General features: G+C 41.6%; 6 protein-coding genes. All 6 read left to right on the top strand.

Annotation, left to right across the window (positions count from 1 at the left end):
* Nucleotides 1-71: 71 nt before the first annotated feature.
* The gene (gene fpoK, locus MSBRW_RS07095; RefSeq protein ID WP_011308316.1) at nucleotides 72-374 is read left to right on the top strand and encodes a F420H2 dehydrogenase subunit FpoK; all 303 of its coding nucleotides are present in this window, start codon (nucleotides 72-74) and stop codon (nucleotides 372-374) included.
* Nucleotides 368-2386 (top strand): F420H2 dehydrogenase subunit FpoL, encoded by a 2019-nt coding sequence (gene fpoL / locus MSBRW_RS07100; protein ID WP_048103034.1) that lies wholly within the window; start codon nucleotides 368-370, stop codon nucleotides 2384-2386. The genes fpoK and fpoL overlap by 7 nt, the downstream gene beginning before the upstream one ends.
* Nucleotides 2386-3873 carry a F(420)H(2) dehydrogenase subunit M gene (gene fpoM / locus MSBRW_RS07105; RefSeq protein WP_011308314.1) on the top strand — a complete coding sequence of 496 codons (1488 nt, stop codon included), beginning with the start codon at nucleotides 2386-2388 and terminating at the stop codon, nucleotides 3871-3873. Before fpoL ends, fpoM begins: the two co-directional genes overlap by 1 nt.
* Nucleotides 3874-3876: 3 nt before the next feature.
* Nucleotides 3877-5322, top strand: a complete 1446-nt coding sequence (fpoN, locus tag MSBRW_RS07110) for a F(420)H(2) dehydrogenase subunit N (RefSeq protein WP_011308313.1) — start codon at nucleotides 3877-3879, stop codon at nucleotides 5320-5322.
* 13 nt (nucleotides 5323-5335) lie between these two features.
* The gene (locus tag MSBRW_RS07115) at nucleotides 5336-5722 is read left to right on the top strand and encodes a F420H2 dehydrogenase subunit FpoO (protein WP_011308312.1); all 387 of its coding nucleotides are present in this window, start codon (nucleotides 5336-5338) and stop codon (nucleotides 5720-5722) included.
* A gap of 533 nt (nucleotides 5723-6255) precedes the next feature.
* Nucleotides 6256-12546, top strand: coding sequence for an RHS repeat-associated core domain-containing protein (locus tag MSBRW_RS21940; protein WP_011308311.1), 6291 nt, complete (start codon nucleotides 6256-6258; stop codon nucleotides 12544-12546).
* The last annotated feature ends 443 nt before the right edge of the window (nucleotides 12547-12989 follow it).

The raw sequence follows: 12989 nt of genomic DNA on the forward strand, positions 1-12989 counted from the left end.
TTACCTGGCAAAAAGGGAGAGCAACCAATGATTCCTTTAATCTTTTACCTGGCAAAAAGGGAGAGCAACCAATGATTCCTTTAATCTTTTACCTGGGGCTTGCAGCCCTGCTGTTTTCAATAGGACTCTATGGTGTAATGACACATAAAAACGGCATCAGAATGATTATGTGCATTGAGCTCATGCTCAACTCCGCAAACCTGAACCTGGTAGCTTTCTCCAGCTACACGGATACCCTAAACGGGCAGGTTTTTGCCGTATTCTCAATTGCCCTTGCAGCTGCCGAAGCAGCAGTCGGTTTTGCAATCCTCATGGCAATCTACAGAATGCACGATAAGATCAACCTTAATGAGCTCAAGAGCCTGAGGTGGTAAAAACGGCTTTGGAAGAATTCGCATTTTTAATTCCCCTGCTTCCGGCACTGGCTTTTGTGATCACCTTCTTTTTTGGCAGGAAAATGCCATCAGGTGGCGCCATTGTTCCTATACTGGCAATTGCCGCCTCCTTCGTAATCTCTTTAATGATTACTCTCAGGCTGCTGGCAAACCCAGACGAGGTTATAAGCCAGTCCTATCCCTGGTTTGCAGTGCTCAACATAGGAGTGTTGATTGATCCCCTGGCTGCAGTAATGCTGTCAATGGTCTCTTTTGTGAGCCTGTTGATCCATATCTATGCAGTTAGCTATATGTCCGGTGACCCAGGAGAAGCCAGGTATTTTGCAGAAACCGCACTCTTTACCGCAGCAATGCTTTCCCTGGTGCTTTCGGACAACATCCTTCAGCTCTTTGTTTCCTGGGAACTTGTAGGGCTCTGTTCTTATCTTTTAATTGGCTTCTGGTTCGAAAGGCCCTCGGCTGCAGCGGCTGCCAAGAAGGCTTTCCTGACAACCAGGATAGGAGATGTGATGTTCCTTACAGGGATAATTGTACTGACCTCCGATATCCTGAAACTTGCAGGCGGGTTTCAGGACGGGACATACCTGCTCCGTTTTGACGAAATCTTCAGTTACATTCCACAACTGTCTGCGCTTCAGACAAACATTTTCGGTTTTGAAGTAAGTCACCTTACCATCATCACCCTGCTCTTCTTCGGAGGAGCTGTAGGAAAGTCCGGGCAGTTCCCGCTGCATGTATGGCTGCCTGACGCAATGGAAGGTCCGACAACGGTTTCTGCCCTTATCCATGCTGCGACAATGGTTACTGCCGGTGTCTACCTGGTCGCAAGAACCTTCCCCATGTTTATTGCAGCCCCTGACTCCCTCATGGTAGTTGCTTATCTTGGAGGATTTACCGCACTTTTTGCAGGCACGATGGGAATCGTAATGAACGATCTCAAGCGTGTGCTTGCTTACTCGACCATAAGCCAGCTTGGATACATGATGCTTGGCCTTGGCCTCGGTTCGGCAATCGGGCTTGAAGCAATAGGCATTTCTCTCTTCCACCTGATCAACCATGCTTTCTTTAAGGCTCTTCTTTTCCTCTGTGCAGGCAGCGTAATCCATGCAGTAGGCACCCAGGACATGAGAGAACTCGGAGGCGTAAGAAAGGTAATGCCAGTTACGGCTGCTACTATGGCAATTGCAGCCCTGGCTCTGGCAGGCTTCGGAATACCAGGGACCTCAATAGGAACAAGCGGTTTCTTCTCAAAGGATGCGATTATTGAAGCCGCCTATCTCTTTGGAGAGAACAGCAACAACTGGATTCCCTATGCATTCTCAATTGCGGCTGCACTCCTCACTTCTATTTACATCTTTAGGCTGATCTTCATGACCTTTACAGGGAAGCCGAGAAGTGACTACCACGGACATGAGTCCCCCGCTATTATGACAATCCCCCTCTCAATTCTGGCAATCTTTTCCCTTGTGTTTGGGGGGCTGACAAAAACAGGGTTTATGAATTTCCTTGAAGAAACATTTGCAAACGGCTTCGTGAATCTTAACATAGGAGGCCTTGCAGCCTTAGGCCGAAACGAGCTTGTAGGGACAGCGGGGAGCGAATCTCTCTTTGTCCAGTGGCTTCCGATGATAGTCGCCGTTGCAGGCCTTGCAGTTGCCTTTGTGATCTATTATCTGAGGATAATTAAACTCGGGCCGCTTGCTTCCATGAAGAATCCGGTTTACAGGTTGCTTTACAAGCGCTATTACCAGCATAAAATTTATACTGAGTTCTTCTCACTTGGAATCGTATACGGAGTCATTGCTCTCCTTTCTCAGGTGCTTGATGTGATCATTGATAGTATCGTGGAAGGAATCGGAATTCTTACAGTCGGTGTAAGTGAGGAACTCCGGAGAGTCCAGACCGGAGTTGTCCAGACTTATGCAATTGTAGTAATTGCGGGTGTGAGCCTGCTGATAATACTTGTTAAGTTAATAATGGAGGTACTCTGATGCTGCCGGTTGCATCACTGTTGATTCTGGTGCCGCTGATTTTCGCAGCAGTGACCTTTTTCACAAAAACGAAAGAACAGGCTGCAGGACTGGCTTTTTTAGGGTCCCTTGCGACTCTTGGTCTTACCCTGTATGCCTACCTGAACTTTGACAGCAGTACGGCTGCCATGCAGTTCTTTGAATCGATAGACTGGATTCCCTTGCTAGGAGTCAAATATTCGGTTGGTATTGACGGCATCTCCATGCCTCTTATCCTCCTGAATGCAATAGTTATCCCGTTCCTGATCCTTTATAGCTGGAAGGAAGAAAGAGAAGACTCGAACAGGTTTTATGGGCTGATCCTGACCATGCAGGCTGCAGTTATAGGAGTCTTCGTAGCCCTTGATTTCGTGGTCTTCTATATCTTCTGGGAGCTTACTCTGATTCCTCTCTTCTTCATGGTAAACATCTGGGGAGGAGAAAAGCGGGCCCATGCGTCTTATAAATTCTTTATCTATACGCATGTTGCCTCTCTGGTAATGCTTCTTGGGATCTTCGGGCTTTTCTATGCCTCCTGGCAGCAGACCGGGGTTCCTACCTTTGACATAAGGGAGCTGGTTGGACAGTTCCAGTTCTTAGGGTCCGGCCTGTTAAGGAATGCAATCTTCCTCTCAATCATTTTCGGGTTCCTGGCAAAGCTGCCAACTTTCCCCTTCCATTCCTGGCTTCCGGATGCTTATACCGAAGCCCCGACTGCAGGTAGTGTGCTCTTTATTCTGCTCAAGATAGGAGGATACGGGCTTTTCAGAATTTCACTTCCGATGCTTCCGAATACTGGTAACCCTGAGCTTATGATTACTATTCTGGGCCTGCTTGGAGCTTTCAGCATATTGTACGGGGCGCTTCTGGCTCTGAGACAGAAAGACCTCAAGCGTATGATAGCGTATTCCAGTTTAAGCCATATGGGATATGTTTTATTGGGTTCGGCAGGCTTTGTCGCCCTTTCGGTTTCAGGTGCTATGTTCCAGCAGTTTTCCCACGGGCTTATAATGAGTATCATGTTCATGTCCGCAGGAGCGATCCAGACCAGCACGGGAACAAGGATAATAAATAATCTTGGCGGGCTTGCAAAGAAGATGCCGACGCTGGCTGTACTTATGATGCTAGGGTTTATGGCATCCCTTGGCCTGCCAGGGTTGACTGGCTTTATTGCCGAGTTCCTGGTGCTGGCCTTCAGCTATGTCAATCTGCCTGGATTTGTCTTGCTTGCCCTTCTGGCAATAGTGATTACTGCAGGCTACCACCTCTGGGCAATGCAGAGGGCAATGTTTGGAGTTTATAACGAGAAACTCGGAGATGTCAGGGACATTAACTCTCTTCAGGTCTTTTCCATGGCAGTAATTGCACTGCTTGTGGTATATTTCGGCTGGAACCCGAATCCAGTGCTTAATATGATGATCACGAATTCGGAAGCAATAGTAAGCCTTGCGGCTGCTCTGGGGGTGTAAAAAATGGAAAATTTAATGTTTCTTGCACCTGAAATTGCAATCGCTGCAACCGGTCTGATTATACTGTTTATAGGGGTTTTCATGTCTTCCCGGACTAAGAATGTGCTGGGTTACCTGGCAACTCTTGGAATCCTTGCAGCTCTGGTCCTGACGATACAGAGTTTCGGGACCGAAGCTACGATGTTCTACGGCACTGTCAGCATTGACGCCCTTTCCCAGTTCTTCAAACTGGTCTTCCTGGTAGTTGCACTGATTGTTTCAATTGCTTCAATCAAGTATAATGAAAACAGTGACCACACCGAAGAGTTTTATTCCCTGGTGCTTTTCGCAACCCTCGGGATGATGGTTGTTGCCTCTTCAAACGACTTTATTCTGCTCTTCTGTGCCTTTGAGCTGGCAAGCTTTGCTACCTATGCCCTTGCAGGTTTTGAGAAACAAAACCCAAGGTCCCTTGAAGGAGCCATGAAGTACTTTATGATGGGTGCGGTTTCTTCAGCGCTTATGCTGTTTGGGATCTCTTTTGTGTATGGAGCAACAGGCACTACCAGCATTCCAATGATTGCTGAAAATGTCTCCCTCCTGGCAGAAAACCCTATAGGGCTTGTTGCAGTCGTGCTGCTAATTGCAGGTTTCGGCTTCAAGATGGCTCTTGTACCTTTCCATATGTGGGCTCCGGATACATATCAGGGTTCACCTTCAGTTGTCTCTTCCCTGCTTGCAGCCGGGTCGAAGAAAATGGGGTTTGTGGCAGCTTTCAGGGTTTTCATCCTGGCGCTTGCTGCACTCCAGCCTGACTGGCAGTTTGCTTTCACAATCCTTGCAGTCGTAACCATGACCTTCGGAAACGTGGTTGCAGTCTCCCAGACCAGTGTAAAACGCATGCTTGCTTACTCTTCTCTGGCTCAGGCAGGATACATTGCAATGGCTTTTGTGGTAATGACCCCTATGGCTCTTACAGGTGGAATCTTCTATACCCTTGCCCATGCCTTTATGAAAGGAGGAGCTTTTATTGCAGCCGGCGCAGTTGTCTGGATGATAACTACCCAAAGAACAGGGGACCTGCAGGTTCCAGACCACCTGGACAACTTCAGGGGCCTTGGAAAGAGAATGCCGCTGGTAGCTCTTTGCATGACGGTTTTCGTCTTTGCCCTTGCAGGGATCCCACTGACTTCCGGTTTCATGGCCAAGTTCGTGCTCTTCTCTTCAACCATTCAGGCAGGCATGACCTGGCTTGCGGTAATTGCAATTCTGAACAGTGCCCTTTCATTGTTCTATTATGCAAGGCTTGTAAGGTACATGTACTTCCTTCCCCCTAAAGGCAAAAAGATCGGCTTGCCTTTCCCATATGCAGCAGCTCTCCTGCTTGCAACAGCCGGCGTGCTTGTAATGGGACTCTGGCCTGAACCTTTCTTGCAGTGGGCAATGGAAGCAGCAAAGGTACTCATCTAAGGAGATATGAGATATGACAGATTGTGATCTTTGCGGACGTGCACTCCCGAGCGTTATTCCTGTCCGGGTTTTCCGTTCCCGCCTCAAATTCGCCTATCCTGAGGGTATCTGGAAAGGTCTCTGTGAGGCCTGTCTCGATTCCGCACAGGAAACCTATTTAAGCATCAATAAAGACGAAATCTCCTGCAGAAGAAACAAATGCGTTCTGTGCGGTAAAAAAGGCAGGGTTTACCCTGTGGAAATTCAGATTCCCGATTTTTCAAAGGGAGTCGTAATAAAAAAGGTAAATGTCTGCACAAAATGCCTGGATTCTATCAATGAGACTTATATCAGGTTCAAAAGAGAGCAGATTGAGGGTTCGGTTTGTGAACACGGGCATGGGAACGTTCCTGAGCATTGAATTTGAGTAAAGCTGCATTTTGCGGCTTTATTTTTCTTATTTTTTGATCTAGGTGCTTCTATGAAGACATTTCATTGAATTTACTCATTCCGGACACTATTTTTATTTTCCTATATTGAGACTGTTCTTTCGCTCATGTTTTTACAAAACATCTCTATCATACCAATTCTTACGTCAGTATTTTAAAAGGTTATTTTTATAAAGAAGTCAAAAGAACTTTTAAAAAAATGTTTTTTAAACATATCTAATAAAAAAATAGAAAGTTTTATATGTTTTTCTTGTGTTTAAACTGTTGTATATTTTTTATTAATTATATACATGTTTTTTATATGTATACTGTAGGCATGGTTCCCAAAATACCAGGATGCAAAGGCGAGGTAGGGAAAGGAATTTGGTTCCATAGAATTCATGGTTTAACGGGAAAAATAGGTGTGGTTTTCGGAATGAATCTTGAATAAGAGGTTTCAGCGAATTATTGGTTTGAGAATCCAAAACTGAGATGGTTAGAATTTGAAGGCAGGGGTGTAGATTTAATGAAAATAAGTAGGCAAATCATTTGCTCATTTATATTTATTGTTTTTTTGATGATGATTACAGGAATTTCGGCAGCAGAAAATACTAACATGAGTTTCGTGGGTCACACAGGTGGTTGGATTAGTAATGTTGCCGTGGCTGAAAATTATGCATATGTTGGAGAAGGTCAGGACTTTGTTGTATTGGACATTAAGGATGTTAATAAGCCAAAAGAAGTGGGAAAAGTAGCTATTTCAGGCTTGGTAGGTGACATCGCTATATCAGGCAACTATGCCTATATAACGGAAAACATCAGTCTAGTGATTGTGGATATTTCTAATCCATCATTGCCAAAAATCGTAGGTAGCTATAGTTTGACCAACAGTTTGGCTAGCGGTGTTACAGTATCGGGGAATTACGCTTATGTTAGCTGTCTTAGGGGTTTTGTCGCTTTGGATATTTCCAACCCGTCAATGCCAACATTAGTAGGGAGGTATACTTATAATACTTATCCTGCAAGTTATACGTCTGATATTATCATATCAGGCAACTATGCCTATGTGCCTTTCAGAAACTATGGCCTTCACATTGTTGATATAAGTAATCAATCGTCGCCAACACGTATAGCTATGTTTGATACTATAAATGTGGTTCAGGTCGCAATATCAAGCAATTACGCCTATGCAACCAGTGGTGATAACGGTCTTGCTATAATTGATATCAGTAATCTTTCATCTCCAACACTTGTGGGGAGTTACAATCCCACTGATGCACGTCCAACTGGTATTGCAGTATCAGACAATTATGCGTATATAGCCAATGCAAATAGTGGAGACAATGGGTTCACAGTCCTAGACATCACTAATGTTTCTTCTCCAAAATTAGTGGGAAAGTATGCGACAGGGTCTTCGGATTATGTTACGCTTTCTGGCAACCAAGCTTATGTAATTAATGACCAAACAGGTCTTGCTATTATAAGCATAGCAGATAAATCGTCCCCAACGCTTTTAAGCAGCTACAATTCCATCGGTGGAGCGCGTGATGTTGCAGTATCGGGCAATTATGCATACGTAGCTGACGAATCAAAGGGTCTTTCGGTTATCGACATTACAGATCCATCTTTGCCAAGATTTGCAGACAGGTATTATAATAGTGGGACTACATATGCCGTTGCAGTATCAGGCAATTATGCATACTTGGCTAGCGGAGATAACAAACTTGTGATTGTCGATATTTCAAATTTATCTTCCCTCAAATTTGCGAGCAGTTGTTATACCGGTTACTCGTTTTATTCTACAGATATAGATATAGTAGGCACTTATGCTTATATAGCCTATAACGGTGGTATTGCAATTGTAGACGTCGCGAATCCCTTGTTACCAAAACTGATAAGCAAGTATGATGTTGGTGATATTGTGACCGGTATTGCCGTGGAAGGTGATTACGCCTACATAGCCGATAACGCTGGTCTCATTATAGTTGATATCACAAATACTTCTTCACCTAAACTTGTAGGCAAGTATATTACTGGTGCAATTACATTTGATATTGCTGTAGCAGGTAATTATGCATATATAGCCAACATGGTCAATGGCTGGAATGGGATTTTAGTTGTTGATGTCACAAATCGTTCCTCACCAACGCTTGCAGGTAAGATTTCTGTTCCTGCTGAAGGCATTAGTATATCAGATAACTGTGCATATGTAAGTTGGTTTGATGGTCTTTACGCTGTTGATATCACTAATCCTTCCTCGCCAATAGTTGTAGGTCATTATGGCACTGCTGGTGTAGCATCCAATTCTTGCACTCAAGATAGTTATGTCTATGTAGCTGATGAGAGAAATGGACTTGTTATTTTAAAGACAGATATTCAGAATCCTGAGCCAGTGCCGCCTAAGAGTGATATTCCAAGCTCTACTTATGGTTCTCCAAGTTCCAATCCAAATGGGGCTTATTCCAAAGAACCAGTAAATTTGGGAACTGGCAGCTATTTCTACCAATATCAAGATTTGTCTATTCCTGGTCGTGGCTTACCTCTGACAGTTTCTCGTTCCTATAATTCTATGGATAATCGCAGTGGGCTCTTCGGTTCTGGCTGGACATTCAATTATAACATGAATTTAACTGTTGATAATAACGGTAATGTAACTGTTTTGGGAGGAGATGGTCACACTGACACATATATTCTAAATCCAGATGGTACTTATTCTCGGCCTTTGAGTGTTTTTGATGATTTAATCAAAAATTCGGATGAGACTTACACTTTAACCAAGAAAGACCAAACTAAGTATAACTTTTCCTCTGAAGGTAAACTGGTCAATATAGTAGATAAGAATGGTAACCAAATTAATTTCACATATACTGGCGAACAACTTACTAAAGTGACTGACGCTTCCGGAAGAGAACTGATTTTAGCTTATGATCACAATGGTCACATTATCTCAATTACTGATCCAATGGGCAGGGTTTGGAGTTATTCCTATGATGATCAGGGCAATTTGATACAGTGTAAGAACCCGATAGGCGGAAAATTGAGTTATACATATGATGAAAATCACTGGATGACCTCGATAACTGATCCTCGAGGAAACCATCCCATGAAAAATACCTATGATGAGAAAGGGCATGTAATCAGCCAGAGTAATTCTCTCAATGCAACTTATACCTTTAATTACGACTCAGAAAATCGAAAGACTACTGAAACGGATCCATTTGGCAAGAATAAAACTTATTCATTCGATGAACATTTCTGGGAACTGAATGAAACTAATCAATTAGGATATACGATTTCTTATGCCTATGACGAAAACGGTAACAGGATTAGTGTTACTAACGAAAACAGTAAGACTACCAAACTTGCCTACGACGCCAATGGCAATATCATTAAGACAACTAATCCCTTGGGCTACAGTAAATCAATGACTTATGACTCAAAAAATAATCTGATTAGCCAGACTGATGAGTTGAGGCATAAAACCTCTTTTGAATACGATGATAATAGCAATCTTATTAAGAGTATAGACGCTCTTGGCCATGAGACTGTTTTCAGTTATGACAAATATGGGCAAGTTATAGGCGAGACTGACTCCAACAAAAAAACCGCAACTTTTAGTTATAACAATAACGGTGATCAAATTACAATCACTGATGCTAATGGAAAAACTTCAGCCTTTACTTATGATACTGTAGGCAGAGTAACTACCAAAACTGATGCAAAAGGTAATAGATATACATTTCAGTATGATGCCCTTGACAATCTCCTAAGCATCACCGATCCTATGGGACAAACTACAAGTAACAAATACGATGCTGCTGGAAATAAAATTAGTTTTACAGATGCTGAAGGTAGATTAACAAAGTATTCTTACGACTCTTTAAATCAGTTAGTTAAAGTAACGAATGCAATGGGTGGAGTAGTTAGGTACAAATATGATGCCGTTGGCAATCTGGTTTCCACGACAGACGCAAAAGGGCATAAAACAAGCTATGATTACGATCCACTAAATCGCCAGGTCTCTGTTACTAATGCATTAGGGAAAACTACACGTAACAAATATGATGCGATTGGCAATAAAATTAGTATTACTAATGCATATGGAAAGTCAACAAGGTATTCTTACAACTCCTTAAATCAGTTAGTTAAAGTAACGAATGCAATGGGTAAAGTAGTTAGGTACAACTATGATGCTGTTGGAAATCTGATCTCCACAACAGATGAAAATGGGCATAAAATAAACTACGGTTACGATTCCCTAAATCGCCAGGTCTCTGTTACTGATGCATTAAGGAAAACTACACGTAACAAATATGATGCGGTTGGCAATAAAATTAGTATTACTAATGCATATGGAAAGTCAACAAGGTATTCTTACAACTCCTTAAATCAGTTAGTTAAAGTAACGGATGCAATGGGTGGAGTAGTTAGGTACAACTATGATGCTGTAGGAAATCTGATCTCCACAACAGATGCAAATGGGCGTAAAACAAACTATGGCTACGATTCCCTAAATCGCCAAGTCTCTATTACTAATGCATTAGGGAAAACTACACGTAACAAATATGATGCGGTTGGAAACAAAATTAGTTCTACTGATGCAAATTGGAGATTAACAAAATATTCTTACGACTCTTTAAATCGGTTAGTTAAAGTAACGGATGCAATGGGTGGAGTAGTTAGGTACACCTATGACGCCGTAGGAAATCTGATCTCCACAACAGATGCAAAAGGGCATAAAACAGACTATGGTTATGATTCATTAGATCGTCAAGTTTCTATTACTGATCCATTGGGAAGAACTGCACGTAACAAATATGATGCGGTTGGAAACAAAATTAGTTCTACTGATGAAGATGGGAAGACCACTTCTTACGGTTATGATGTTTTAAATCGCCTAACAAAGGTTTCCTACCCTGATGATCAAAAAGTGAGTTACAACTATGATGCCGTAGGGAATCGCTTGACGATGAAAGATAGCCATGGAACAACTGCATATAAGTACGATAAACTGAATCGCTTGCTTAGTGTTCTCAACCCCGATGGCCAAAAAGTGAGCTACACGTATAATAAAGTTGGGAATCGCGTTAAAATGACGTATCCTGATGGCAAGACGACTTCTTATTCTTATGATGCTGTCAATAGGTTAATAGGTGTAATTGATTCGGATGGTCATATTACAAGTTATTCTTATGCTAAAAATGGTAATTTGAAAACTATGAACACTCCTAATGGGGTAAAGACAGAATATTCCTATGATAAAGCCAACAGATTGGTTGAATTAATTAATAAAAACACAACTCAGGTTGTTTCAAGTTATAAGTACACCCTGGATGCTGCAGGCAATCGTTTAAAAGTTGATGAGCAACTTGCGGAAGGGGTCGAGTCTGGAGATTCAGAGTTAAAAGAGTCACAGCTTTTGACTACTACATATGGATATGATAAGCTCTATCGCTTAACCAAAGTCGATTATCCTTCTAACAAGACTGTAAGTTACAAATATGACTCTATGGGCAATAGAATTAGCATGACTACAAATGTTGACGGGATCGGCTCGACTATTAGTTACAAATATGATGCTGCTGATCAACTTTTGCAATCAGGGAATATCTCTTATTCATATGACAAAAAAGGAAATCTAATAAAAAAGAGAGTAAACTCAACACAGTTTATGTCTTACAGTTATGATGAGGCAAATAGATTAAAAAATGTTTCCGAATTCGTAAGTAACACTAATACTCCAAAATCTTCGTATAATTTTGAATATGATGGAGACGGAAACCGCATCATAAAAACGACAATAAACGGCGAGAACGCACAGTCCACCAAATATGTATTGGACATCAACAGCGCTTTACCCCAGGTGCTCACCGAATCAGATACAAAAAACACAACCTGCTACACTTATGGAACAGACCTTATTTCCATGACCAATTCTGAAAACGCAGAATACTATTACCATTATGATGGACTGGGAAGTGTACGCAGTCTCAGCGACAGCAAAGGAATAATTAAAAATACTTACTTGTATGATGCTTTCGGACAGGTACAGAAGGAAATAGGTACAGTTGACAATGAATTCCGTTTCACAGGGGAACAAATGGATGATGAAACTGGGCTGATTTATCTTAGGGCAAGGTATTATGACCCTAGTGTTGGAAGGTTTATTACCAAGGATGTAATCAAAGGTAGAAGGGTAACTACGCAGAGCATCAATCGTTATGTGTATACAACAAATAACCCGGTAAATCTAGTCGATCTAACTGGTTATTGTGGAGATAAGGTAAATAGTAGAAGTTCCAATCAAAGAGATACGTTTTCAGATTTATTAAATTTAGCTACTGACATTATGCCTTTGTATCTTGAATCGTTAGTAGTTCTTGGAAGACCAGAGATTGCCACGACAGGACAGCTTAACCTTTGGGAAGGGGCTTTTTTAAATCAAAATAACGATCTACTGGATTATGCAGACAAAATTGCAACTCCTATTAATTTACTACAAGCTGCTTTCGATGCAGGTATAACCCCAAAAGAAATGGCCAACGTATGGTTTAATTCTCAGGAAAGGGATGAATCAATAAATTGGTTGCTAGAAAATCCTGATAAACTGGGAGATGTTTACAATGAATTTACTACCGATTTTTATGCCACTGCTTCAAACGCTTTCTTGGAAGATACACGAATCGCTCCTGTTGTGTATTATGCTACACAAGGTCAGGTAGATTTACGTATCACAGGAGAGGAGGTGAGAGAAAACTTTGTGAAGCCTATCTCAGATGGACTAGCCGACTGGTTATATTATCATAATTTGTATTGAGATTCACATTTCGACCCCTCCTCTCAAAAATAAGGTGAATTTTGCAACAACTGAATCAAATTGCGGATGGCCACTCCACCATAAAAAGGCTGTCCGACAATTACGTTCAGTAATAAATGAATTTAGACCCCTTGAAAAATGAGTAGTTTTTTAAGGGATATTATATCTTATTTGCCCAATTAAATATGGTATCAGCTCTCCCCCCGTTAAAGTACATCCATTAAAGGATCTATTTGCTGTTTAAATGATTTAAGTACTTTAATTGGTAAATTAAACGTTGATTTTTTCCTTACTTTTAGCATTGAATTTTGTATGGATGAAAATGACATCAGATGCCTTATTTATAAACAAACATAAATTGTAAAAGAATAAAGTATTTATCTCGCTTTCTTCTTGATTTAAAAGAGTATTATAAATTATTTATCTAAAAAATTGATTTTTAG

It is taken from the genome of Methanosarcina barkeri str. Wiesmoor, assembly GCF_000969985.1.
Taxonomy (GTDB): Archaea; Halobacteriota; Methanosarcinia; order Methanosarcinales; family Methanosarcinaceae; genus Methanosarcina; species Methanosarcina barkeri_B.

Excerpts from the sequence above, each read along its gene's own strand:
- fpoK (WP_011308316.1), top strand. The coding sequence starts at position 72 with ATGATTCCTTTAATCTTTTACCTGGGGCTTGCAGCCCTGCTGTTTTCA.
- fpoM (WP_011308314.1), top strand. The coding sequence starts at position 2,386 with ATGCTGCCGGTTGCATCACTGTTGATTCTGGTGCCGCTGATTTTCGCA.
- fpoN (WP_011308313.1), top strand. The coding sequence starts at position 3,877 with ATGGAAAATTTAATGTTTCTTGCACCTGAAATTGCAATCGCTGCAACC.
- MSBRW_RS07115 (WP_011308312.1), top strand. The coding sequence starts at position 5,336 with ATGACAGATTGTGATCTTTGCGGACGTGCACTCCCGAGCGTTATTCCT.
- MSBRW_RS21940 (WP_011308311.1), top strand. The coding sequence starts at position 6,256 with ATGAAAATAAGTAGGCAAATCATTTGCTCATTTATATTTATTGTTTTT.